Here is a 21,423-nt window from a genome sequence, read left to right as displayed (position 1 = left end):
TTTCATATCACAAAATACCATTTTTGTAAAGAAAATGGCTTAAATCCGAGGTTTTCAAAGAACGTGTGACAAATCACACAAAATGTGAAAAATCATAAAGTATCATGCGATGTTTCTAAACATGTACAATCTATTGAGAAAAAATACCGGGTTTGTTATGATTGATTCGTACTTAAGAAATGCCGGTATTTAAAACGTTACAAGAGAAATAAAAAGAGAAGGAGTGATTTGAAAAATGATGCAGAAGATTCAAAAATTTGGAGGTGCCATGTTTACACCGGTACTTCTGTTTGCCTTTGCAGGTATCTCTGTTGGAATAGGTACTCTATTCACAACACAGGCAATCATGGGTAGTCTGGCAGCACCAACAAGCATGTGGTATAAATGCTGGAATGTATTTTTACAGGGTGGCTGGACCGTATTTAATCAGCTTCCATTATTGTTCGCCGTATCATTGCCAATCGGAATGGCAAAGAAGCAAAATGCAAGATGTTGTATGGAAGCGTTGGTATTATATTTAACATTCCATTATTTTGTAAATACAATGCTTACACAGTGGGGCGGAGTATTCGGAGTTGATATGTCCGCAGAAGTTGGAGGAACAAGCGGACTTGCAATGATCGCAAGTATTAAGACATTGGATATGGGTATGATCGGAGCTTTAGCAGTATCTGGAATTGTTATTTATTTACATAACCGTTTCTTTGATACAGAACTTCCAGAATGGCTTGGATCTTTCACAGGATCAACGTTCGTATTTATGATTGGATTTTTTGTAATGATTCCAGTTGCAGTTATTGCATGTTTCTGCTGGCCAAAAGTTCAGTTAGGAATTACAGCATTCCAGGGATTTGTAAAGAGTGCAGGAGCGGTCGGAATCTTCGTATTTAACTTCCTTGAAAGAGCACTGATTCCATTTGGTTTACATCACTTATTATACTCACCATTTTATTATGATAATGTTGTTGTACCGGGCGGATTATATGCTTACTGGGCAAAACTGTTACCAAAGATTGCAGCATCAACAGCATCTTTAAAATCTTTCTGTCCAGAAGCAGGATTTACAGCAAGTGGATTTGCAAAAATGTTCGGATGTCTTGGTGCAGCATTAGCATTCTACAGTACAGCAAAACCAGAAAAGAAGAAAAAAGTATTTGCTTTATTATTACCAATTACACTGACAGCAATTGTTTGTGGTGTTACAGAGCCAATTGAATTTACATTCTTATTCGTAGCACCAGGATTATTTGTAGTTCATGCATTACTTGCAGCAGCACTTGCAACAACAATGTGGCTTGCCGGAATCGTTGGTATCAATTCAGGTGGATTGATCGAGATCGCATCACTGAACTTGATCCCATTAATGAGAAACCACTGGCAGCAGTATTTATTAGAATTGGTTATTGGTCTGATTTTTACAGCTATCTGGTTTGTAGTATTCAGATTCCTGATCTTAAAATTTGATTTCAAAACACCAGGACGTGAAGATGAAGCAGAGATCGAATTTGGATCAAAAGAAAAATTCAGAAACAAACAGGCAGAAAAAGGCGGAAAAGCAGGAGATCCTAAGCTTGAGTTATGCGAACTGATCCTTGAAGGACTCGGAGGAAAAGACAATATCGTTGATGTAACAAACTGTGCAACCAGATTACGTGTCAACGTAAAAGATGAAACATTATGTAAAGACGATCCTTATTTCAAAGCAATCGGAACACATGGATGTTCTATCAATGGAAAAGCATACCAGGTTATCGTTGGATTAAAAGTTCCTAGTATCAGAGAAGTATTTGAAACATTATTATAATCAATAGTATAAATTCGGAGGAAAGAAGAAATGGCAAAGAAAAAATATTCAATCACAGTCGCAGGTGGTGGAAGTACATTTACACCAGGTATCGTATTGATGCTTCTAGATCATATGGATAGATTCCCAATTCGTTCCATCAAGTTTTATGATAACGATGCAGAGAGACAGGAAACAGTTGCAAAAGCATGTGAGATCTATTTAAAAGAAAATGCACCAGAAGTAGCATTTGATTATACAACAGACCCAGAAACAGCGTTCACAGACATCGACTTCGTATTAGCACATATCCGTGTAGGAAAATACGCAATGCGTGAAAAAGACGAGAAGATCCCTCTAAAATACGGAGTACTCGGACAGGAAACATGTGGACCAGGAGGAATTGCTTACGGAATGCGTTCCATCGGTGGAGTTATTGAAATCCTTGACTACATGGAAAAATATTCACCAGATGCATGGATGTTAAACTACTCAAACCCAGCAGCGATTGTAGCAGAAGCAACAAGAAGATTAAGACCGGATTCTAAGATCTTAAATATCTGCGATATGCCAATCGACTTAATGGAAAAAATGGCAAACATGGTGGGATTAAAATCCAGAAAAGAAATGCAGTACGGATACTATGGATTAAACCACTTTGGATGGTGGAATAAGATCTATGATTCTGAAGGAAATGACTTAATGCCACAGATCAAAGAACATATGGCAGCAAACGGATATGCAGATGCATTATCAGATTCCAACCAGCATGTAGATGAAAGCTGGGTACACACATTCCAGAAAGCAAGAGATGTATATGCAGTAGATCCAGAAACCATTCCAAATACATACTTAAAATACTATCTGTTCCCAGATTATGTTGTAGAAACATCGAATCCAGAATATACCAGAGCGAACGAAGTTATGGACGGAAGAGAAAAATTCGTCTTTGGAGAATGCCGAAAGATCATCGAAAGTGGAACAGCGGTAGGAAGTGCATTTGAGCCAGATGCACATGCAACTTATATCGTAGATCTTGCATGCGCCATTGCAGAAAATACACAGGAAAGATTCCTGTTAATTGTACCAAATGAGGGAGCGGTAGAAAACTTTGATCGCACAGCCATGGTAGAAATTCCATGTATCGTAGGAAGCAATGGATATGAAAAGATTTGTCAGGGAGCAATCCCACAGTTCCAGAAAGGATTGATGGAACAGCAGGTAAGTGTAGAAAAACTGACAGTCGAAGCATGGATCGAAGGAAGCTATCAGAAGTTATGGCAGGCACTGACATTATCAAAGACAGTACCAAGTGCAAAAGTAGCAAAACAGATCTTAGATGATTTAATTGAAGCAAACAAGGATTTCTGGCCGGAATTAAAATAAGAAAATTTCCCGTCAATGTGCATGAGAAGAAAGGTGGATAACATGTTATTTTTTAAGAAGAAAAAGAAAGATAGTGCAGTTGAAATAAAGGCGTTTTTTGAAGGAAATGCGCTTCCTCTAGAAAAAGTGAATGACCCTATGTTTTCTGATAAAGTTATGGGAGATGGCGTAGCAATTGATCCAGTAAATGGAAATTTATACGCTCCTGTAGATGGAAAAGTTGCTTCTATATTTGATACAAAACATGCAATTGGTTTTGTATTGGACAATGGAGCGGAGCTTCTGATGCACATTGGAATGGATACCGTTGAATTAAACGGTGAAGGATTTGATCTTGATATTTCCGTAGGGGATGAAGTTCATGCAGGAGAATTGATGGGAACGATTGATCTTGATTTTGTAAAATCGCAGGGAAAAGAGATCGTGACACCAATTGTTTTAACTGCAATGGATGAATATAAGATCGAATTTGTAAAAACAGAAGGACCTGTAAATGTTGGAGACGTTTTATTTAAAATTTGTAAATAAAAAAGTGGAATCTAAAAAAGAGGGGAACTTTGCGAAAGCAAGGTTCCCTATTTGTGGTGAAAGGAAAAAAGAAAAATGATAAAAAGATACTGGATGGCATTTATCGGAGTTATATTGATAGGACTTAGCGTAGCAGTGTTAAACTTGTCTGGATTTGGAGTGGATCCATTTAGTTGTATGAATATGTCAGTGAGCGCACATCTTCCGGTTTCTTATGGTATATGGCAGATTTTTGTAAATGCAGCGATTCTCATAGGGCTTTTCTTACATGTGTTAAAAGAAAAAAAGAAAATAGAAGCAGTGTTTGGATTTGGAACATTATGGAATATGACAGGGTGTGGTCTGCTGGTAGATTTTTTTACGAGTAGATACCATATGTTTTTTGAAAATCCACATGGAATCGTATTGCGTATCGTATTTCTTATTATAGCCATTCTAGGTATTTGTCTTGGATGTTCTATTTATATGACACCAGATCTTGGGAGTGCTCCATATGATGCTTTAGGGGTACAGATTCATGAAAAGAGTAAGATTCCGTTTAGAGTATGCAGGATTACAACAGACATCGTCTGTGTTGTAACAGCCTTAATATTTGGAGGAAATGTAGGAATTGGTACTTTGATTACAGCAGTTGGCACCGGCCCACTTGTACAGTTTTTTAATGAGCATGTATCAAAACCATGGCTATATCATAGGAAATTTAAAAAAATGTTTTCCTTCTGTAGATGAAAAATATTTTCTCTTTGAAAAAGTAAAAAACCTCAGTAGTTGCAGCCTACTGGAGGTTTTTCTTTTTGTGTCAACTTGATACGAACAAAGTTTTAATTATTGGCATTATGTGATATGTTTTTTAGACAGTATTTTTAGAGAAATATATCATATTTAAATTAAAATCTGTAGGAGTACAATTAATCTATGTTATAATAGCTTTAATATTTAGAGGAAATTAAAAAACAGGAACCTTAATCATAGCAGTTAGTACCGGTTTACTTGGCATTTTTTTAATAAGCATGTGTCGGAACTATAACTGTATCATAAGAGAGAAGGAAAATATGAGGCTAGAAGAATTAATGAATCAATACAGTGACCGGCTTAGTGAAAACGATCTGTATATATGGAACTACGTGGAAAATCATAAGAAACAATGTGAAAATATGACAATCGAGCAGCTGGCAGGGAAATGTAATGTATCTAGGACAACGATTTTACGGTTTACAAAGAAGTTATCTTTAAAAGGATTCGGAGAATTTAAAGTTCATCTAAAGATGGAGAATGATGATAATAAAAAAGAAACAAGCAAAGCAGTTAAAGTTTGTCTTGCCTATGAGGAAATGATGCAGGACATTGTACAACAGGATTTTCATGAAATCATAAAACTAATTTATCAGGCAAGACGAATTTTTGTTTTTGGAACTGGAATGGTACAGAGAACCGTTGCAAAAGAATTTAAACGCTTGTTTTACTTTGTAAATAAGAATTTCTATGATTTTGATGGAATTACAGAGTATGAAACAGTTTTGAGCTATATGAATAATGAGGATCTGCTATTGATTATTTCTGTTTCAGGTGAAGGAGTGCATACGATTGATTTTGCAAAGCGGGCAAAAATTAAAGGTGTTCCAATTATCTCGATCACAAAACAGAAAAAAAATTCGTTGGCGGAGCTCAGTAGTTATAATCTTTATATTTCGACAACAACGGTAGAACAAAACATATACAAAGGGCGTTATGAATCCATGACTTCCTATTTTATTTTGTCAGAAATGCTGTTTTTACGTTACCTTGAGTATGTAGAAGAAAAGAGTGGGGAGGAAGTCTGATGAGAGCTAGAAGTATGGAGGAATTAATCCAGAAAAAATTTGATAGTTTAAATGAAAGTGATATGCAAATCTGGGCATATATTGTTTCTCATAAAGATATATGTAAGAAAATTTCTATTCAGCAGCTGGCAGTTTTTTGTCATGTATCTCATACAACGATTTTACGGTTTGCTAAAAAACTTGGTTTTTCTGGTTATAGTGAAATGAGGTCTTTTCTAAAATGGGAAGATAAGGCGGAAATTTTGTATGAAGAAAAAGATATGGATCGCAATGCGAATAGCTTTGTTTCATCGATTCGTCGGTTGGAAGATAAGAATATGGATTCGGTTTGCCAAATGATTGAAGATGCGGAACGAATTTATACACAGGGTTCTGGATCAATTCAGAAAATAGCTGCAAAGGAATTAAAAGAAAAATTTTTGTATCAAGGAGTTTTTATTAATACAGTAGAAGGTGGTGTTGAATTTGAATTGATTCAGGAAAATTTGACATCAAAAGATCTTGTGATTTTTATCAGTCTGTCAGGGAAGAATGAAAAACAGATAAAAAAAGCAAAAGAGGTAAAAGAAAAAGGGGCAAAAATTTTATTGATTGCCATGGAAGGAAAAGGAGAACTTTATGATTTGGCAGATGAGACTTTGACATTTCATGTAGAAGAAATCCGGACTGTTGGCTATGGATATGTTTATTATCCGACGCTTCATTTTCATATTGTCAATGAATTTTTGACATTAAAATATATGGAATATCAGACGAGAAAACAAGCATGATTTTTAGCAAAAATGTCTGTAAAGCACGAAAATACGTGGTTTGTGAAAAATCACACCTTTTGTGAAATACTACAACATGAATGAGAAGTTCCTGAATGGTTTCAAACTATTGTATAAAAATCCATACGATAGTATGATGAGTTCAACAAAGAAAAATAAGCATTCAGGAGGAATGAAAAATGGCGAAGAAAAAATATTCAATTACAGTAGCAGGTGGTGGGAGTACATTTACACCAGGTATCGTATTAATGCTTTTAGATCACATGGACAGATTCCCAATTCGTTCCATCAAGTTTTATGACAATGATGCCGAAAGACAGGAAACAGTAGCAAAAGCATGTGAAATTTATTTAAAAGAAAATGCACCAGACGTAGCATTTGATTATACAACAGATCCAGAAACAGCGTTCACAGATATTGATTTTGTGTTAGCACATATCCGTGTAGGAAAATATGCAATGCGTGAAAAAGATGAAAAGATTCCTTTGAAATATGGAGTTGTCGGACAGGAAACTTGCGGACCAGGAGGAATTGCTTACGGAATGCGTTCCATCGGTGGAGTTATTGAAATCCTTGACTACATGGAAAAATATTCACCAGATGCATGGATGTTAAACTACTCAAACCCAGCAGCGATTGTAGCAGAAGCAACAAGAAGATTAAGACCGGATTCTAAGATCTTAAATATCTGCGATATGCCAATCGACTTAATGGAAAAAATGGCAAACATGGTGGGATTAAAATCCAGAAAAGAAATGCAGTACGGATACTATGGATTAAACCACTTTGGATGGTGGAATAAGATCTATGATTCTGAAGGAAATGACTTAATGCCACAGATCAAAGAACATATGGCAGCAAACGGATATGCAGATGCATTATCAGATTCCAACCAGCATGTAGATGAAAGCTGGGTACACACATTCCAGAAAGCAAGAGATGTATATGCAGTAGATCCAGAAACCATTCCAAATACATACTTAAAATACTATCTGTTCCCAGATTATGTTGTAGAAACATCGAATCCAGAATATACCAGAGCGAACGAAGTTATGGACGGAAGAGAAAAATTCGTCTTTGGAGAATGCCGAAAGATCATCGAAAGTGGAACAGCGGTAGGAAGTGCATTTGAGCCAGATGCACATGCAACTTATATCGTAGATCTTGCATGCGCCATTGCAGAAAATACACAGGAAAGATTCCTGTTAATTGTACCAAATGAGGGAGCGGTAGAAAACTTTGATCGCACAGCCATGGTAGAAATTCCATGTATCGTAGGAAGCAATGGATATGAAAAGATTTGTCAGGGAGCAATCCCACAGTTCCAGAAAGGATTGATGGAACAGCAGGTAAGCGTAGAAAAACTGACAGTCGAAGCATGGATCGAAGGAAGCTATCAGAAGTTATGGCAGGCACTGACATTATCAAAGACAGTACCAAGTGCAAAAGTAGCAAAACAGATCTTAGATGATTTAATTGAAGCAAACAAGGATTTCTGGCCAGAATTGAAATAAGGAAAAAACCAAAGAAAAGGAAGGAGAGCAAGACATGAAACTGATGACAAACAAAGTTCAGACAAATACTGTAGATCGTATCTTTACGATTATCCGTATATTGCTCGCACTCAGCCCATTTATGGCATTGACATATTTATCTGTGGATACTGCAAAATATGGAGGATCTCTTCAGAGCATCCTCCAGTCCAACCCTAAGTTTACGGTCATGTTTCTTGTTGCCATGATCAATCCGTTTATTGCTTATCTACTTGGTTATCTAAAAGAGCATTTAGATGATGGTGATTATGGATATGCGATGATAAATCTTGGGCTGATGATAATAGCTGAATTAATGCTCCAAAACCTTATCTATGTATTAGTTCTTGCTTTCCTTACCTATCAGTGTATTAAAACATACAAGATATCAGTGAAAGATTCGGTTCAGAAAACTTTTAAAAATCATTTTCTCCGTGATATTTCAGGAAGTATTGTTGTTTTAATCTTTGCAGCTATTTGTTTGTTTGCAATGATTCAAATTGGACAAGTTGGAATTTAAAGGAGGAAAAAGTTTTGACAGGAAGAGAAATCAAAAAAGATATAAAATTGATTGCGCTTGACCTGGATGGAACAACATTTAATAGTCAAAAAGAAATAACCTCACATACGTGTGAGGTTATTTCTAATATTATAGAAAAAGGTGTTGTTGTTGTTCCAGCGACAGGAAGGCCAAAAGCATTAATCCCAGAGCAACTGTTTAATATAGAAGGGATTCGTTATATTTTGACCTCAAATGGGGCATCCATTACGGACTTGAAAACGGAGAAACCAGTCTATGAAGCATTAATGGAAATAGAGCATCTTTCAGAAACAGTAGATATTCTAAAAACAAAGAATCTTCATTTAGAGTTTTTCTATGATGGAAATGTTTATTGTGATGAATCTGCAAAGGCAAGTTCAAAAAGAATATTGGAGAAATATCCGAATCTTAAAATGATGATGGGCAGGACGATTTTTTTGAAAGATTTATATCAACGTTTTCATAAGGATCCTTTTCCAATTGAAAAACTTAATTTATTTTTTGAAGATCCTGAAGTAAAGAAGCAGGTGATTGAAGAATTTCGTTGGAAAGACTGGTGGGATATTACAAGTGCGGTGCCGGAAAATTTGGAAATTGTTTCAAAAGAAGCTCAAAAAGGAAAAACATTGTTGAAACTGGCAGATCTTCTTGGAATCAAGCAGGAAGAGACCATGGCAATTGGAGATAGCGGCAATGATCTGAATATGTTATCTGCAGTCGGAACAGCTGTTGCAATGGGAAATGCATTGCCGGAAGTGAAGGAAATTTCAGATTTTATAACAAAAAGCAACGATGAAGATGGTGTAGCATATGCAATACAGACGATGGTAAGCAGAGATTAAGAGAAGAAAAGCAATCCATCAATATTGAAGGCCTGTGGTTTGACTATAGGCTTTCAGTTTTTTTTAAATATGGTAAAATAAAAAGAAGTAAAGGAGGCTTCTTTTTTTATGGAGTATTTTGGAACATTGGGTCCTGCATGTGCGCATGTGGAGACCTTAAAACAAATGATAAAAGCAGGAATGACAGGCGTTCGTTTAAATTTATCACATCGTTCTTTAAGAGAAAGTGAAAGTTTGATTAAGACTTATTTTAAGGCAGCAAAAGAATGCGAAATATATCCTGATTTTATGATTGATTTAATGGGACCGGAGATTCGCGTTGGAGCTATGTCTGGGATGATGGTATTAAAGAAGGGACAAGAAGTTACCGTTGGAGACGGGCAGATTCCGGTGCAGAAAGAAATTTTGCCATATTTCAAAAAAGGACAGGAAATTCTCATTGATGATGGAAAATTGGAATTGGAAGTTACAGAAGAGCAAAAAGATGGAAAATGCCGCTGTAGGGTTTTGTGTGGTGGTCCTTTGTCATCCAGAAAGGGAATTACGCTGCCGGGGTGTCAAGTAGAACGTCCAACATTGACACAAAAGGATCTTGAGAATTTGAATTTTGCAGAAGAATATGGAGTAACAGATGTAATGCTTCCGTTTGTACGTGGAAAGGAGGATCTCTTAGATCTTCGAACGGCATTGGATCAAAATGGTTATAAAAATATTCGGATTTTTGCTAAGATCGAAAATATGCAAGGGGTGGAACATTTGCAGGAAATTCTTCCATTTTGTGATTATATCGTTATTGCAAGGGGAGATCTTGGAAATGCAGTTCCTTATCATAAACTTCCACGGCTTCAGGCTGAAATTGCAAGAAGGTGTCAGAAATATGGAAGAAAATTTATGGTGGTTACACAAATGCTTCATTCTATGATAGAGCATCCATATCCAACAAGAGCAGAGGTAAATGATATCTTTCATGCAATTGAGCAGGGAGCAGATGCTGTAATGTTGACAGGGGAGACAGCTGCTGGAAAATATCCGGCAGAAGCGATAAAGATGCTTGTTGACACAGGAAAAGAGGCGGAAGATTATTTAAAAGAGCTGGAAAGTTAAAAATACGAAATAAAAAACAACCATGGAAGTACATATTACACAATGTGCTGCCCAATGGTTGTTTTTTAGATTTTATTTAACGCAATTCAAAATTATTTCGGTCTGTAAGAATGCATTTAATAATATAGGCGATACCATCATTTTTATTATCTCTCGTTCGATAGACACAAATATTTTGAATTTCTTCTGTTGCATTTGCCATTGCAACGGAGTGAATGCCAGGAAGGGAAAGCATAGAATAATCATTTCCACTGTCCCCAATGGCTACGATCTCGTCTGCAGTATATCCGCGCCGTTTTGCATAGTCCATTAGTCCCAGCCCTTTTTGTGCTTCACTGGAAGTAATTTCAATGTCCGTTGTTGATGTATTAGCAATCGAGAGACCAGGAATTTTCTTTAGGGCATTTGCGAGAACTGGAAGTTTCTCTGGATCTGGATTTTGGGAAATGATTTTCAAAATTTGATGTTCTCCATTATAAAGGGATTCTTCTCCATCAATAAAAATTACATTTTTTAGTAACTGTTGAAAATCTTTTTCTGAGTAGTTAAAGTCAGGGTGGCTAACTTGCATTGATGGAATCATAACCTCTTTTGTATATACTTTTAATTCTTCTGGAGACAAAAGGGAAAGACGTCCTTTGTTGGTGAAGATATTGGGTGTAAATCCCATTTCATGGAAAACGGAAAGGATTTTTTTTACATTTTCTGGTGGAATAAAATGCTCAAATAAAAGATTCCCTTTTTCATCATATCCACTGGCACCATTGCTGCATATAAAGCCACAGGTCAGATTGGCTTCTTTCGCGATTTCAATAGCATTTTGGTACTCACGTCCGGTATTGATAATAAATTCAATGCCATTTTCCTGAAGCTTTCGGATAGCTTCTCTGTTTGTTTCCGTAATCCTGCGGTAACTGTCAAGCAAAGTTCCGTCAAGATCGGATGCGACTAAGCGTATCATGTTATTTTTCCTCCTTAAAATCCGATAAATTGGTTGAAGCTTATGTACTTTTACCTAATCATCATGTTATCACAAAGAGGAAAAAATAGAAACTATATTCCAAATGCGTAATGACGGTCCATTTCATAGAAATATCGTTCCATGATGAGACCTTCCATTAAGACAGCAACACCGTCTTCTGCATTGGATAAAGTCTGAGCAGAACACATTTTGATAATCTTTGGATCTGCATTTGCCATAGCAACGGTTTTTCCAAGATTTAGGGAAAGCATGGAAGCATCGTTTTCGCTGTCCCCAATAGCGAGAATTTCGGAAGGATCGACGGATTTTTGATGGGCATAACGAAGTAAGGCATACCCTTTTTGTGCTTTTTCGTCGCTAATTTCGAGATCCGTGGAGGCTGTGGAAGCAATGTGAAGCCCTGGGATTTCTTCAATTTCAGAACGAAGAGCAGAAGTCTTTTTGGAATCAAAAAAAGTTGTGGAAATTTTATAGATTGGAACATCGCTTCTAAGAAGACTGTCTGCGTGTTCAAAGTAGTGAACACTATCTGTCATTTGTTTAAAATCTTGTTCATTCTTAAAATAAATCTTATTTTCAAGTTTTACTGCAGGAAAAACTTCGTTATAGTAATAAGACAACAAAGTCTGTGGATTTTCAATAGAACATTTTCCAAGTTCTGTGGATATATCGGCGAAGGCACCGTGTCTTTTAAAAATTGCAAGAATTTTCTTTACGGTACTTTTGGGAATAGAAAAGATATTATAAGGATTTCCAAATCGATCATAGGTGCAAGCACCGCTGCAGCAAATAAGATCACAGGAAATATTTGCTGCATCTAATTCTTTTTTTGCGCTGCGGTACTCGCGGCCGGTATTTACAATAAATTCAATTCCGCATTTTTGTAATTTACGAATTGTATCAGCTGTGTAGCGGGAAATATAGCCATTATTATTTAATAAAGTTCCATCCATATCAGATGCAAATAAACGAATCATATACTTTTTCTCCTTTTTTTAGTCTATTTTTATGCTAGCACCGGAATAAAAAGTTATGATGTTATGTGTGTTAAAATCATGAAAAATTAAGTATGCTGATGTAAAATATTTTCAAAAACAAGTGCAGCGCCGTTTTCATCATTGCTCTTTGTCTGATATTCGCAGATATTCTGGATTAATGGAGTAGCATTTTCCATCGCAACACTATAAATATAAGGAAGAGCCAGCATAGAGTAATCATTTTCGCCATCACCGATGACCAATGTATGCTTTAGAGAAAGATTGTGATCTTCCATGTATTCTTTCAGTGCAACACCTTTTAAAGCTTCGATTGCGGTAATTTCCAGACGATAGATGGAATCATCTGATACAACCAGCTGATGGACTTGTTCTTGAATTTCTCTTTTTAAGTTTTCAAGTTTCCATGTATCATTAGAGCTGGTTGTAATTTTTAAAATTTTTGGATTTTCTTTCAAAAGAGCATTGGCACTATCATAAAAAAGAGTTTCATTGATGCGCTGATCAAAAGCTTTTTGCGTTAGACTGAAATTTTTATCCTGTAAGAGAAGGGATGGGATTACTTCTGTTGTAAGATAAGTTTCATAGGCTTTTTTTGTACCAAGAATACAACGTCCTTTTGTGCTATAAATTTCATAAAAGGTTCGATGTTTTCCAAAAAGACGTAGCATTGGAGCAATTTGATCTTGCGGAATATAGGAGGCACGTTGATTTTGTCCTTTTTGATCAACGATACAGGCACCCCCGGAGCAGATCATATCACATTCAATACCGGCCTGTTTTATCAGATGCTTGGCATCAAAATATTCGCGTTCTGTATTTAAAAGAAAACGTACCCCTTTTTTTTGCAATTTTTGGATTGCTAGAGCTGTTCGTTTTGTTAGTTGTTGTCTGCTGTCCAGAAGTGTTCCATCCAGATCAGAAACGATAAATTTAATCATAATTCCCTCCTTTTATTTTGTATATTTATCGTAGCATAAATGTCAGTGAAAATATAGAAAAAGTTGCTTGAAAGAGAAGGATCATTTGTGTACAATGATAAGATAACTTAGTGGGAGATGAGTAGATGTCGAAAGTATCGAAAAGAATTACCAAAGAGCGTGTACAAAAGATTTGTGACATTTTGAATGAAACATACTCTACGGAATATAAATGTTATTTAAATTATGAGACACCATGGCAGCTTTTATTTGCAACCATGCTTAGTGCCCAGTGTACAGATGAGCGGGTCAATAAAGTAACAGCGAATCTGTTCGTAAAATATCCAACACTGGAAGCATTTGCAAATGCAGATAGAAAAGAAATGGAACAGGATATTTATTCAACGGGCTTTTATAAAAATAAGGCAAAAAATATCATTTTATGCGCAAATCAGTTGCTGGAGAGACATCAGGGGATTGTACCGGAAAAAATAGAAGATCTTGTCGCTTTAGCCGGAGTTGGAAGAAAAACAGCCAATGTGATTCGTGGAAATATTTATCATGAGCCAAGCATTGTTGTGGATACTCATGTGAAGAGAATTTCAAAACTTTTGTATCTTACAAAAAATGATGACCCGGTAAAAATTGAGCAAGACCTTATGAAAATTCTTCCGAAAGAACAATGGATCCTTTATAATATACAGATCATTACCCATGGACGTAAGATTTGTATTGCCAGGAGACCAAAATGTTTAGAATGTACACTGCAATCTGTATGTCCATCCTGTGAGGTAGATCAATGAAAGAATATGTAGCATTTGACCTTGAAACAACCGGACTTTCACCAGAAAATGATCAGATGATTGAAATTGGTGCTGTAAAGATTCGGAATGAAAAAATTATTGGAAAGTATAATTGTATTATCTATCCGGAGGTTCCTGTGAGCAATTTCGTTGTAGAGCTAACAGGAATTTCAAGAGAGATGCTTTCAAAAGGAATCCCATTAAAAGATGGAGTAGAAGGATTCCTTGATTTTAGTGAAGGGTTTCCAGTTCTTGGACACAATATTATGTTTGATTATAGTTTTATGAAAATTGCAGCAAAATCAGTTTCCAGATCGTTTGAAAAAAAAGGAGTAGATACGCTTGTACTTGCGAGAAAACTCTTAAAGGGACTGGAAAATAAGAAGCTAGGAACTCTTTGTTCTTATTATCATTATGTTAATGAAGCAGCGCATCGAGCTTATGATGATGCATTGGCGACTGCTGTTGTATTTGAGCAGATGAAGAAGGAATTTCCGCAGGAAAAAGAACTCTTTGAACCAAAGCAGCTTCAGTATCGCGTAAAAAAGCAACGCCCGGCAACGCAAAAGCAGATACGCTACTTGAAGGAACTAGTAAAATATCATAAAATAAAAGATAGCGCAAAGGTTGATGGGATGACGCAAAGAGAAGCGTCGAAAGAAATTGACCGCATTATTTTAAATTATGGGGTGATGAAGAAATGAACAAACAAAGAATTTTTGTAACAATTGTAGCCATTGTGCTGGTTATTGTCATGGTAGGTACGATGGTAGCCGGTTATCTAATGATGTAACAAAAAGGAAATGAAGGGTAAAAGATATGAAAAAGACTTTAGGAATTGGAGCAGGTGTTATTATCATTGCAGTTCTTGCGGTAATCTTGCATCTGAATATGACCGTTAGTGGTGCAGTGAAAAGTGATCGTATTCTTGATGGGGTAACATGTAGTGGAATTCATCTTGGAGGAATGACAAAAGAGGAAGCTGAAAAAGCAATTCAGGCTCGTGTTGCAGATCTTCATAAAGGAAAGATTACAATAACTACAGATGATGAAAAAATTAAGACATCTATTGAGTCTCTCGGAGCAGCGCCAAATGCTCAAAAGACAGCACAGGAAGCTTATGATGTCGGAAGAACTGGTGGTATTTTTAAGAAATATGCAGCAGTAAAAAATAAAAATGTAAAAGTAGCAGTTTACTGTAAATATGATAAAAAGAAATTCGAAAAGCAGATTCGAAAATCAGCAGAAAAATTAGTAGCAGAGCCTCAAAATGCAACAGTAAAAAGAAAAAATGGAAAATTTATTGTGGTAAAAGAAAGAGCCGGCTATGATCTAAAGATTGATGAGACATTTGACAATTTTAAAAAGGCAGTTGATGATGGTAAAAATGAATGTAAAATTGATGCCATTCGTGAAAAAGCTAAGTATACAACAAAAGATGTAGAAAAGATTAAAGATGTTATGGGTAAATTTTCAACAGACTATAGTTCTTCTCCATATGGAAGAAAAGCCAATGTAGCCAATGGTGCTAAGAAGATTAATGGGACTGTTGTTTATCCAGGAGAAACATTCTCTGTTTATAAAGCAGTTTCTCCATTTACAAAGAAAAACGGATATGAGCTGGCTGGGTCTTATGAAAATGGACAAACGGTTCAGACTTATGGAGGAGGAATCTGTCAGGTATCCACAACGCTTTATAATGCAGTGATTCGTGCTGAACTTGAGATTAAGGAAAGACATCCACATTCTATGACGGTACATTATGTTCCACGTTCTGCCGATGCAGCTATTGCTGGAACATCGAAGGATATGAAATTTAAAAATAATAATGATTTCCCAATTTATATTGAAGGAAAGGCAGATGGGGCGTCTATCACATTTACTGTTTATGGAGTTAAAAAAGATCCGAATCGAACCGTAGAATTTGTTTCGGAGACAACTTCGACGAAACAAAGTACTGGTGAAAAGCAAATCAGTGATCCAACATTGCCAGTTGGGACAAAGATTTTGGAACGTGGAGGACAAACAGGTTATACTGCACGTCTGTGGAAAATTGTAAAAATTAATGGAAAACAAAAATCAAAGAAAGTGTTTAATGAATCTACGTATATGGCAATTGCACCAACGTATCGTGTAGGTACAAAAGAAGCTGCTACAGAATCAACACAGTCTTCAGAAAGTACAATGAGTACTTCGGAAAGCAGTGCCACAACTGCAAGATCCACATATGCAACAAGTTCGACAAGATCAACGACAGCAAGATCGACAACTGCAAGAAGTACACAAAGAGCCACAACCGCAAGATCTACGCAGAGAACAACTGCAGCTCAAACAAATGAATAATTAGGGAAAACAGGTGAATAAATGAAAACAGAACAGTTATCAAGAGTTTCCCTCCAAAAAATGATAGCCACACAGTGGAAGGTGGAGAATCCTGTATGGCAGGAGTTATTTGCAAAGCCGGACCAGGACCTTGTCCTGGTTGGTTTTCCAGGACTTGCAGGGACAGGAATTCTTGCACAGGTAAAGGAAGACGAGCTTAAACAGTGGTTTTCAAAACCTTTTCTGGAAGAAGCGTATCAGTGTTTGGAAATGTCACGTTTTATACCAGAAGATATTACTGCAGGATGTGATGTTTCTGCGGTACAGATTGTTCTAGAAGGTGGAATTTATAGAGCTTTGTGGGAACTCGCAAAAAAAGCAGGTATTGGACTGGAAATTTCAATCGAAGATATTGTTATAAAACAACCAACAATTGAATTATGCGAAAAATATGATCTGAATCCATACCAACTTTTATCAGGAGGATGCATTTTAATTGCAACAAATCAGGGAAGAAAGCTGGCAGATACTTTACAAAGAAGAGAGATTCAGGCAAGAATTATCGGTCATACAACGGCATCCAGAGAAAAACTGATCTATCGCCAGGGAAAAGTAGGAAATCTGGAAGCTTCAAGATATGATGAGCTATATAAGATTTGTTAGTTATATGGAAATGGAGGATGTTATGAACACAGAACTTAGGGAATTGATTTTAAAGCTGATTGAAAAGAACAGTCGTCTGGAACTTCATGATCTCGCAGTAATGCTGGATGTGTCAGAAGAAGAGGTCGCCAATGAGATCGCAGATATGGAGAAGGAACATATTATCTGTGGTTATCACACGTTGATTAACTGGGATAATACAAGTAAAGATCAGCTGACGGCGATGATTGAGGTAAAAGTAACACCTCAGAGAGGACAGGGATTCGACAGAATTGCAGAACGTATTTATAATTTCCCTGAAGTAAAGGCAGTATATCTAATGTCTGGAGGATATGATTTCATGGTTATGCTGGAAGGTAAGACGATGAAAGAAATTTCTCTATTTACATCATCAAAACTTGCGCCGCTTGAATCTGTTGTCAGTACAGTGACTCATTTTGTATTGAAAAAATATAAAGATCATGGAACTGTGCTGGAAGCAAAAAAGGTAGATGAAAGACAGGCGGTGACTCCATAATGAGAAATTTTTTATCAGAAAGAGTTGTGGGATTAGAGCCATCTGGGATTCGAAAGTTTTTTGATATTGTTAGTGAGATGCCAGATGCCATTTCTCTTGGTGTTGGGGAACCAGATTTTGATACCCCATGGAGAATTCGCGAAGAAGGAATTTATTCTCTGGAAAGAGGAAAGACTTTTTATACATCAAATGCAGGATTAAAAGAACTCAGATATGAGATCAGTGAATACTTAGAAAGAAAATATCAGCTTGTTTATCATCCATGCCATGAGATTCTTGTAACTGTTGGTGGAAGTGAAGGAATTGATGTTGCCATGCGTACGATATTAAATCCAGGAGACGAAGTAATTATCGTGCAGCCTTGTTTTGTTTCTTATGTTGCTTGCGTCATTATGGCGGGAGGAGTTCCAGTTACCGTAAGTCTTAAGGAAGAAGACAAGTTTAAATTAAAAAAGGAACAGCTAGAAGCGGCTGTCACAGATAAAACAAAGGCAATTATCATCTCTTTCCCGAACAATCCAACGGGTGCGGTTATGACAAAAGAAGAGTTGGAGCCGATTGCAGATTTTGCACATGAACATGATTTGATGGTTATTTCAGATGAAATTTATTCGGAACTTACTTATGGGCATGAACATTTTAGTATTGCAGCTTTGCCAGAAATGAAAGATCGTTCGATTGTGATTAATGGATTTTCTAAGGCGTTTGCTATGACGGGATGGAGACTTGGTTATGTTGCAGCTCCAAGAGAGATTATGAAGCAGATGATCAAAGTACATCAATTTTGTATTATGGCTGCACCAACGACTAGTCAGTATGCGGCAATTGAGGCAATGCGTTCATGTGATGATGAAGTAGCAGAAATGCGTACAGCATATAACCAAAGAAGAAGATTCCTAATTCACGAATTTAAGAGAATGGGATTGGATTGCTTTGAACCAGAAGGCGCCTTTTATATTTTCCCATCGATTAAAAAGTTTGGTATGACATCAGAACAGTTTGCAACACAACTTTTAAAGGAAGAAAAAGTAGCGATCGTTCCAGGATCTGCATTTGGAAAATGTGGAGAAGGTTACCTGAGAGTTTCTTATGCTTATTCCATTGAAGAATTAAAAGAGGCACTTGGAAGACTGGAAAGATTTATCAAAAGATTGGAGAAATAGATGCTTCACATAGTATTACATGAGCCGGAAATGCCGGCTAATACAGGAAATATTGGAAGAACATGCGTAGCCTGCGGAGCAGTGCTGCATTTGATTGAACCACTTGGTTTTCGTTTAAATGAAAGAATGATTAAACGTGCCGGGCTTGATTATTGGGATAAGCTTGATGTACGTACTTATATTAATTTTGAAGATTTTCTGGAAAAAAATAATCATCCAAAAATCTATATGGCAACAACAAAAGCAAAACATGTTTATTCAGATCCAACCTATGAGAATGATGAAGATGTTTATGTTATGTTTGGAAAGGAAAGTGCTGGAATTCCAGAAGAAATTCTTCTTGATTATGAAGAAACGGCTATTCGAATTCCGATGTTGCCACATATTCGATCTCTGAATTTATCAAATTCTGTAGCCATTGTAGCATATGAAGTATTAAGACATCAGGGATTTCAGGCGTTTCAAATGGAAGGACAGCTACATCATTACAAGTGGTGATGTTTCACCGTATAAAAATAAGCAAAAGCCTCAGTAGTTAGCATCTGCTGGGGCTTTTTGTGCGCTTATGTTATTGAGTGTAGGGATTGACAACATCCTTATTTTAAACATTTGATATATTGTTGAATGGCTTTTGATGCAATGTTCTGGGTTTCTTTTTTGAATTTTTTATCCTTCCCAGTATAAATTGTTTTGAAACTAACCATAGTGTGACGGTATGTCATAAAATCTTCGGTAAAGTATGGGATGTTTTCTCCAGAACATTCTTGTGCTGGAACATCATAGGTTAGCCATTGTTTTTTCATGGCAGTCTTTACATACATATGGGTAATATATAATACAACATGATTCTTTTTATTAATATAATATAAATTTCGTTTGCATGGTTTGAATGCATCATCATTTACCATATCATTTTTTTCATTGAAATAATCATTTTCAGGAAAAGACGTAGATGAATAGGAATGCTCCCCGTCTTTGATAGATGTAAATCCATCAGGTTTATAATTTTTCACAATATTTTTGTAGTCTTGTTGAAAGATCTGATAAGCATTTGTTTTCTTTGATTTACTTTCAGAAGAAGTCTTTTTACAGGCAAACAATGTTATTGTGCTCAGAACAAAAATAATGGAGATAAGAATCTTTTTTTTCATGTAAACCTCCTTAGACTAATAATTATTATATAGATTTTTCACTAGTATAAGTATGTATATCTAAAATTTTTGATTGATAAAGAGTTACATTTACGTCGGTTGTTTTATATACTCGTTTATTAGGAATGGCAGTATATGTTGTGTATGTTTTTAGTTTTCCAGAGGATTTGTAACCGCCGTAATAAATATTTGTAGTGCTTACAGTCTTTGGTGAAACATTGGCAACGGCTTGATAGCCTTTTGCTTCCTTTTCTTTTAAAATATAAGACTGTCATTAACCTGAATTATTCATGAGCAACTAAAGTTGCTCATGGTCTATCATTGCTTTTGTATCTATTTCAAATACGTTCTGTTTTACCCCAATACAGTCTAAAAAAAGGCAGACTTATCCTATCAATTTATAAAGAACATTTTGAAACTGTCAAGGTACAAAGATTTTGTTATTCCAGTTGCTTTAATCCACAAATGTGTTCTAAAATTTCATAGAATTCATTTTTATATGGACAATGACTGCACAGCTTAAATGTCAGATATCTTGCAGAACGAACAAGTTTTGCTGCTATTTTTAATCGTTTGAAACGAATTGTATCAACCTGTAGTTTTTGAATGCTTCTTGGAAGTACCAGTCGTCGAAACCAATTAAATAAGTTATATGCCAGCATACTGATCTGCAGTTTATTCGCATTGACCGTCATGCTGTGACTGCTCATGGCATCCATGTGAAATCCGTGTTTTGATTCGCGGATAAATGTTTCCATTAGGCCTCGTTTCCAGTAAAAACAGATCAGATCCTCTGGACGGCCATCCATGTTTGTCACGATAAAAGTATACAAAAAGTTCATCTGACCTTCTGGCTTTTCTATCTTGCAGACGATCCTTCTTGGATAAAGCCAGCTGTCGGCTTTATAGAAGAACTCGCCATAACTGACGGCATGATTGATCTGGTTATCTTTTGTTTTTGTAAACAGTTCATCTTCTATAAAAGATGCAGCACTATGTAACCGTCTGTTTTCTTTCATACGGATCGCATAGGATACCCCATTGGATTCCAGAGCTTCGTAGATCATAATGTCAGCGAACCCACTGTCACCTCGGAGGTACAGAGGAATATCCGGATAATATCTGTTAAATTCGTCCAAAAGAGGTTTCAGAAAATCAACTGTATTTTTCGAAGTATAACTGCTTCCCGGCCGAAGGCAGGCACTTAGCAGATCACCTGTCAGTCCATCATAGGCAACCAGAGGATGATATCCTTAATCTCTGTAATGTGAGTTAAAAGAGTTTCCTTCCTGTGTTCCAAAAGTTGTGAACAGGGTAGAATCGATATCGATCAAAAGATGATCCGGTCTTTTCCATGAATAGATCCGCTCTCTTAACTTCTGATGAATGAGCTCAAACTAATACCGGCAGATCTCATCACAGCGGTTGATAAAACGAGACATGGTCGGCTGTGATGCAAGAGAACTTTTATCAAGGATCGTTGTAAAGACTGGATCGGATGTCAGTTCATCTGCATCATCATCCTGAAAATATCCAGCGATCAGCTGGTAGATCTTCTGGATCGCATTTTTGCTGTCTGTATGTTTTCTGATCTTATCATC

23 protein-coding genes are annotated in these 21,423 nt (G+C 36.4%); 17 read left to right on the top strand and 6 right to left on the bottom strand.

Annotated elements, in window-relative coordinates; all coding sequences use genetic code 11:
* The first annotated feature begins 235 nt into the window (after positions 1-235).
* The 10 genes from KQI71_RS07310 (at position 236) to pyk (ending at position 10,306) form a co-directional block, all read left to right on the top strand.
* Positions 236-1,804 (top strand): alpha-glucoside-specific PTS transporter subunit IIBC, encoded by a 1,569-nt coding sequence (locus tag KQI71_RS07310; RefSeq protein ID WP_216435263.1) that lies wholly within the window; start codon positions 236-238, stop codon positions 1,802-1,804.
* Positions 1,805-1,834: 30 nt separating this feature from the next.
* Positions 1,835-3,169, top strand: coding sequence for a 6-phospho-alpha-glucosidase (locus KQI71_RS07305; protein ID WP_216435262.1), 1,335 nt, complete (start codon positions 1,835-1,837; stop codon positions 3,167-3,169).
* Between the two features lie 42 nt (positions 3,170-3,211).
* A complete protein-coding gene (locus tag KQI71_RS07300) occupies positions 3,212-3,697 on the top strand; it encodes a PTS sugar transporter subunit IIA (protein WP_216435261.1) in 486 nt (161 codons plus the stop codon).
* Positions 3,698-3,772: 75 nt separating this feature from the next.
* Positions 3,773-4,426, top strand: coding sequence for a YczE/YyaS/YitT family protein (locus KQI71_RS07295; RefSeq protein WP_253287989.1), 654 nt, complete (start codon positions 3,773-3,775; stop codon positions 4,424-4,426).
* Between the two features lie 323 nt (positions 4,427-4,749).
* Entirely contained in the window at positions 4,750-5,517 is a 768-nt protein-coding gene (locus KQI71_RS07290) for a MurR/RpiR family transcriptional regulator (protein WP_216435260.1), read from the top strand.
* Complete coding sequence (locus tag KQI71_RS07285; protein ID WP_216435259.1) at positions 5,517-6,287, top strand: MurR/RpiR family transcriptional regulator; 771 nt, start codon at positions 5,517-5,519, stop codon at positions 6,285-6,287. The genes KQI71_RS07290 and KQI71_RS07285 overlap by 1 nt, the downstream gene beginning before the upstream one ends.
* Positions 6,288-6,466: 179 nt before the next feature.
* A complete protein-coding gene (locus KQI71_RS07280) occupies positions 6,467-7,801 on the top strand; it encodes a 6-phospho-alpha-glucosidase (RefSeq protein WP_216435258.1) in 1,335 nt (444 codons plus the stop codon).
* A gap of 34 nt (positions 7,802-7,835) precedes the next feature.
* Positions 7,836-8,339, top strand: coding sequence for a hypothetical protein (locus KQI71_RS07275; RefSeq protein WP_216435257.1), 504 nt, complete (start codon positions 7,836-7,838; stop codon positions 8,337-8,339).
* A gap of 14 nt (positions 8,340-8,353) precedes the next feature.
* Positions 8,354-9,202, top strand: a complete 849-nt coding sequence (locus KQI71_RS07270) for a Cof-type HAD-IIB family hydrolase (RefSeq protein ID WP_216435256.1) — start codon at positions 8,354-8,356, stop codon at positions 9,200-9,202.
* A 108-nt stretch (positions 9,203-9,310) separates the two neighbouring features.
* Positions 9,311-10,306 (top strand): pyruvate kinase, encoded by a 996-nt coding sequence (gene pyk / locus KQI71_RS07265; RefSeq protein WP_216435255.1) that lies wholly within the window; start codon positions 9,311-9,313, stop codon positions 10,304-10,306.
* 76 nt (positions 10,307-10,382) lie between these two features.
* Here pyk and KQI71_RS07260 read toward each other — a convergent pair whose 3' ends face one another.
* The 3 genes from KQI71_RS07260 to KQI71_RS07250 all read right to left on the bottom strand — a co-directional run bounded on the left by KQI71_RS07260 (position 10,383) and on the right by KQI71_RS07250 (position 13,224).
* Complete coding sequence (locus KQI71_RS07260) at positions 10,383-11,267, bottom strand: Cof-type HAD-IIB family hydrolase (RefSeq protein WP_216435254.1); 885 nt, start codon at positions 11,265-11,267, stop codon at positions 10,383-10,385.
* A 92-nt stretch (positions 11,268-11,359) separates the two neighbouring features.
* Entirely contained in the window at positions 11,360-12,265 is a 906-nt protein-coding gene (locus KQI71_RS07255; RefSeq protein WP_216435253.1) for a Cof-type HAD-IIB family hydrolase, read from the bottom strand.
* 86 nt (positions 12,266-12,351) lie between these two features.
* Complete coding sequence (locus KQI71_RS07250) at positions 12,352-13,224, bottom strand: Cof-type HAD-IIB family hydrolase (RefSeq protein ID WP_216435252.1); 873 nt, start codon at positions 13,222-13,224, stop codon at positions 12,352-12,354.
* Between the two features lie 125 nt (positions 13,225-13,349).
* Between KQI71_RS07250 and nth the strand changes: the two genes are divergently transcribed.
* From nth to KQI71_RS07215, 7 genes are all read left to right on the top strand, one after another.
* Complete coding sequence (gene nth / locus KQI71_RS07245) at positions 13,350-14,006, top strand: endonuclease III (protein WP_216435251.1); 657 nt, start codon at positions 13,350-13,352, stop codon at positions 14,004-14,006.
* Positions 14,003-14,710: a 3'-5' exonuclease gene (locus KQI71_RS07240; protein WP_216435250.1), complete on the top strand. Its 708-nt coding sequence runs from the start codon at positions 14,003-14,005 to the stop codon at positions 14,708-14,710. The genes nth and KQI71_RS07240 overlap by 4 nt, the downstream gene beginning before the upstream one ends.
* 115 nt (positions 14,711-14,825) lie before the next feature.
* The gene (locus KQI71_RS07235; RefSeq protein WP_216435249.1) at positions 14,826-16,349 is read left to right on the top strand and encodes a VanW family protein; all 1,524 of its coding nucleotides are present in this window, start codon (positions 14,826-14,828) and stop codon (positions 16,347-16,349) included.
* A 21-nt stretch (positions 16,350-16,370) separates the two neighbouring features.
* On the top strand, positions 16,371-16,991 hold the full coding sequence (locus KQI71_RS07230; protein WP_216435248.1) for an AIR synthase-related protein: 621 nt from the start codon (positions 16,371-16,373) through the stop codon (positions 16,989-16,991).
* Between the two features lie 22 nt (positions 16,992-17,013).
* Complete coding sequence (locus tag KQI71_RS07225) at positions 17,014-17,508, top strand: Lrp/AsnC family transcriptional regulator (RefSeq protein ID WP_216435247.1); 495 nt, start codon at positions 17,014-17,016, stop codon at positions 17,506-17,508.
* A complete protein-coding gene (locus tag KQI71_RS07220) occupies positions 17,508-18,671 on the top strand; it encodes an aminotransferase class I/II-fold pyridoxal phosphate-dependent enzyme (RefSeq protein ID WP_216435246.1) in 1,164 nt (387 codons plus the stop codon). The genes KQI71_RS07225 and KQI71_RS07220 overlap by 1 nt, the downstream gene beginning before the upstream one ends.
* Positions 18,672-19,169: a tRNA (cytidine(34)-2'-O)-methyltransferase gene (locus KQI71_RS07215; RefSeq protein WP_216435245.1), complete on the top strand. Its 498-nt coding sequence runs from the start codon at positions 18,672-18,674 to the stop codon at positions 19,167-19,169.
* Positions 19,170-19,267: 98 nt separating this feature from the next.
* Here the strand turns inward: KQI71_RS07215 and KQI71_RS07210 are convergent, their stop codons facing one another.
* The 3 genes from KQI71_RS07210 to KQI71_RS07195 form a co-directional block, all read right to left on the bottom strand.
* A complete protein-coding gene (locus tag KQI71_RS07210; protein WP_216435244.1) occupies positions 19,268-19,822 on the bottom strand; it encodes a hypothetical protein in 555 nt (184 codons plus the stop codon).
* A 440-nt stretch (positions 19,823-20,262) separates the two neighbouring features.
* Complete coding sequence (locus KQI71_RS07205) at positions 20,263-21,063, bottom strand: IS1380 family transposase (protein WP_216435319.1); 801 nt, start codon at positions 21,061-21,063, stop codon at positions 20,263-20,265.
* Between the two features lie 156 nt (positions 21,064-21,219).
* The coding region (locus tag KQI71_RS07195; RefSeq protein WP_216435243.1) for a transposase at positions 21,220-21,423 on the bottom strand (204 nt) is incomplete at its 5' end.

The organism is Anaerostipes sp. MSJ-23, assembly GCF_018918155.1.
In the GTDB taxonomy this organism is placed as follows: domain Bacteria; phylum Bacillota; class Clostridia; order Lachnospirales; family Lachnospiraceae; genus Anaerostipes.
This window is presented reverse-complemented; position numbering and strand designations above follow the sequence as displayed.

What these genes read in the sequence shown, in the direction of transcription:
- KQI71_RS07310 (WP_216435263.1), top strand. Translation starts at nt 236, where the DNA reads ATGATGCAGAAGATTCAAAAATTTGGAGGTGCCATGTTTACACCGGTA.
- KQI71_RS07305 (WP_216435262.1), top strand. Translation starts at nt 1,835, where the DNA reads ATGGCAAAGAAAAAATATTCAATCACAGTCGCAGGTGGTGGAAGTACA.
- KQI71_RS07300 (WP_216435261.1), top strand. Translation starts at nt 3,212, where the DNA reads ATGTTATTTTTTAAGAAGAAAAAGAAAGATAGTGCAGTTGAAATAAAG.
- KQI71_RS07295 (WP_253287989.1), top strand. Translation starts at nt 3,773, where the DNA reads ATGATAAAAAGATACTGGATGGCATTTATCGGAGTTATATTGATAGGA.
- KQI71_RS07290 (WP_216435260.1), top strand. Translation starts at nt 4,750, where the DNA reads ATGAGGCTAGAAGAATTAATGAATCAATACAGTGACCGGCTTAGTGAA.
- KQI71_RS07285 (WP_216435259.1), top strand. Translation starts at nt 5,517, where the DNA reads ATGAGAGCTAGAAGTATGGAGGAATTAATCCAGAAAAAATTTGATAGT.
- KQI71_RS07280 (WP_216435258.1), top strand. Translation starts at nt 6,467, where the DNA reads ATGGCGAAGAAAAAATATTCAATTACAGTAGCAGGTGGTGGGAGTACA.
- KQI71_RS07275 (WP_216435257.1), top strand. Translation starts at nt 7,836, where the DNA reads ATGAAACTGATGACAAACAAAGTTCAGACAAATACTGTAGATCGTATC.
- pyk (WP_216435255.1), top strand. Translation starts at nt 9,311, where the DNA reads ATGGAGTATTTTGGAACATTGGGTCCTGCATGTGCGCATGTGGAGACC.
- KQI71_RS07260 (WP_216435254.1), bottom strand. Translation starts at nt 11,267, where the DNA reads ATGATACGCTTAGTCGCATCCGATCTTGACGGAACTTTGCTTGACAGT.
- KQI71_RS07255 (WP_216435253.1), bottom strand. Translation starts at nt 12,265, where the DNA reads ATGATTCGTTTATTTGCATCTGATATGGATGGAACTTTATTAAATAAT.
- KQI71_RS07250 (WP_216435252.1), bottom strand. Translation starts at nt 13,224, where the DNA reads ATGATTAAATTTATCGTTTCTGATCTGGATGGAACACTTCTGGACAGC.
- nth (WP_216435251.1), top strand. Translation starts at nt 13,350, where the DNA reads ATGTCGAAAGTATCGAAAAGAATTACCAAAGAGCGTGTACAAAAGATT.
- KQI71_RS07240 (WP_216435250.1), top strand. Translation starts at nt 14,003, where the DNA reads ATGAAAGAATATGTAGCATTTGACCTTGAAACAACCGGACTTTCACCA.
- KQI71_RS07235 (WP_216435249.1), top strand. Translation starts at nt 14,826, where the DNA reads ATGAAAAAGACTTTAGGAATTGGAGCAGGTGTTATTATCATTGCAGTT.
- KQI71_RS07230 (WP_216435248.1), top strand. Translation starts at nt 16,371, where the DNA reads ATGAAAACAGAACAGTTATCAAGAGTTTCCCTCCAAAAAATGATAGCC.
- KQI71_RS07225 (WP_216435247.1), top strand. Translation starts at nt 17,014, where the DNA reads ATGAACACAGAACTTAGGGAATTGATTTTAAAGCTGATTGAAAAGAAC.
- KQI71_RS07220 (WP_216435246.1), top strand. Translation starts at nt 17,508, where the DNA reads ATGAGAAATTTTTTATCAGAAAGAGTTGTGGGATTAGAGCCATCTGGG.
- KQI71_RS07215 (WP_216435245.1), top strand. Translation starts at nt 18,672, where the DNA reads ATGCTTCACATAGTATTACATGAGCCGGAAATGCCGGCTAATACAGGA.
- KQI71_RS07210 (WP_216435244.1), bottom strand. Translation starts at nt 19,822, where the DNA reads ATGAAAAAAAAGATTCTTATCTCCATTATTTTTGTTCTGAGCACAATA.